Origin of the sequence: Streptomyces sp. NPDC037389 (assembly GCF_040636475.1) — a bacterium.
Lineage (GTDB): Bacteria > Actinomycetota > Actinomycetes > Streptomycetales > Streptomycetaceae > Streptomyces > Streptomyces hesseae.
This window is the reverse complement of sequence record NZ_JBEZUS010000042.1, coordinates 1-2,019: the sequence shown is the minus strand read 5'-3', so window position 1 is coordinate 2,019 and position 2,019 is coordinate 1. Positions and strand designations below refer to the sequence as shown.

3 protein-coding genes and 1 pseudogene are annotated in these 2,019 nt (G+C 68.8%); 3 read left to right on the top strand and 1 reads right to left on the bottom strand.

The genetic code is table 11. From position 1 onward, the window contains the following. Window positions 1-147: pseudogene (locus AB0E98_RS33520) on the bottom strand (tRNA (guanosine(46)-N7)-methyltransferase TrmB); the annotation flags it as partial. Between the two features lie 112 nt (window positions 148-259). On the opposite strand from AB0E98_RS33520, the gene AB0E98_RS33515 reads away from it, so the two are divergent. The 3 genes from AB0E98_RS33515 to AB0E98_RS33505 all read left to right on the top strand — a co-directional run. Next, complete coding sequence (locus tag AB0E98_RS33515; protein ID WP_053666160.1) at window positions 260-667, top strand: Dabb family protein; 408 nt, start codon at window positions 260-262, stop codon at window positions 665-667. A 152-nt stretch (window positions 668-819) separates the two neighbouring features. Further along, window positions 820-1,818 carry an IS481 family transposase gene (locus AB0E98_RS33510; protein WP_361710259.1) on the top strand — a complete coding sequence of 333 codons (999 nt, stop codon included), beginning with the start codon at window positions 820-822 and terminating at the stop codon, window positions 1,816-1,818. Then, window positions 1,722-2,019: chitosanase (locus AB0E98_RS33505; RefSeq protein WP_361710258.1), on the top strand; the 298-nt coding region annotated here is incomplete at its 3' end. The genes AB0E98_RS33510 and AB0E98_RS33505, both read left to right, overlap by 97 nt.

Genomic DNA, 2,019 nt, shown 5'->3' with positions numbered 1-2,019 from the left:
CCGCCGCTCGAAGTGCGACCCGGCGGGATCGGCCTTCGGCCCGTCGGGGAAACGGGGCTCACCCTTGGCGCGGGCGGGGGGCTGAGAACTCCCGGCCGAGGTCGCGGGAGCGGCTCCGGCCTCGGGGGTGTGGTGGGTGTCAGACACAATGCGTCGATTTTAGTCTCCGCACGCGGTTGCGATGTCATGTCAGCCTAGTTAGAGTCTATAACCCTAGCGATAGAGCGAAGCGTTCATTGCGTCACGAGGGAGAGTTGCCGTGATTCACCACCACATCCGTCTTGCCATGCGCCCCGACGCACCCCGGGACAAGGTCGACGAGGCGCTCGAGATGCTCCGCAGGATGGGGCGTGAGATCGACGCCGTCGCGTATGGGGCGGTCGGGCGGGACGTGGGCGGTGACTTCGACTACGGAGCGGTGTTCGCGGTCGAGGACATCGAGGCCTACCGGGCGTACATGCACGCCCCGCTGCACCGGCAGGTCGACGAGATCGGGCTGCCGCTGGTGCGGAACATGGTCTCGTACGACCTGATCGACGACGGGGACCCGTACACGGGCGAACTCATCCGGCAGATCCACGCCGAGCGCTTTGCGGGGGACCCGGCCCTCGTGGCGCTGATCGAGGGCCTCGGTTCGTACCAGGGCAGCGGCGCGCCGGGGCGGTGACGCGAAGGGGCTGATGCCCCCTGGCCCGCCTAGCTGTTCTGTCCGGGGAGGTTGTGAACGGTGAGACAGGTCTCGGCTGAGGGATCTTGAACGGGTGAGGGCCTTTCCGGTTCGGTGTGGATTGCGACGTCTACACCGACAGAAAGGCCCTCGTGCCCCACCGTAATGCACCCCTGACCGAGACCGGACGGCTGCGCCTGGCCCGTTGCGTGGTCGAGGACGGCTGGCCCCTGCGCCGGGCCGCCGAACGCTTCCAGGTCTCGCCCACCACCGCCCAGCGGTGGGCCGACCGCTACCGCCGCCTGGGGGAAGCCGGCATGGCCGACCGCTCCAGCCGCCCACGCACGAGCCCGGGCCGCACTCCCACCCGTACCGAGCGGCGGATCATCAAGGTCCGTCTGCTGCGCCGGTGGGGACCGGCCCGCATCGCGCACTTCCTGCACCTGGTGCCCTCGACCGTGCACCGCGTGCTCACCCGCTACCGCCTGGCCCGCCTGTCGCATCTCGACCGGACCACCGGCCGCGTGGTGCGCCGCTACGAACACGCCAGGCCCGGCGAACTCGTCCACGTCGACATCAAGAAACTGGGCAACATCCCCAACGGCGGCGGGCACAGAATCCATGGCAGGGCCCGGGGCGGCCGCAACAGCTCCGCGCACCGCGACCCCGCCCGGCCCCGCGCCGTCCACGGCCGTCCCAACCTCGGCTACAGCTACCTGCACACCGCCGTCGACGACCACTCCCGCCTCGCCTACAGCGAGATCCACGCGGACGAGAAGAAGGAGACCGCCACCGCCTTCTGGCAGCGGGCCCACACCTTCTTCACCCAGGCCGGGATCTCCGTCGAACGGGTACTGACCGACAACGGCTCCTGCTACCGCTCACGCGACTGGCGCGATGCCCTGGCAGCGACCGGGATCGCTCACAAGCGAACCCGGCCCTACCGGCCCCAGACGAACGGCAAGGTCGAACGCTTCAACCGCACCCTGCTGGACGAGTGGGCCTATGCACGCCCCTACCGGTCAGAAGCCGAACGACGAGAAGCGTTCCCGCAATGGCTGCACACCTACAATCACCACCGCGGACACACCGCGCTGAAAGGGCAACCACCCGCCAGCCGCGTCCCCAACCTCTCAGGGCAATACAACTAGACGACCCGGCGAAGAAGGAGATCGCCATGCAACTGGTGTCGAGCGCGGAGAACTCCACGCTCGACTGGAAGGCGCAGTACCGCTACATCGAGGACATCGGCGACGGCCGCGGCTACACCGCGGGCATCATCGGCTTCTGCTCCGGCACCGGCGACATGCTCGACCTGGTGGAGTCGTACGCCGAGCGCAGCCCCGGCAACG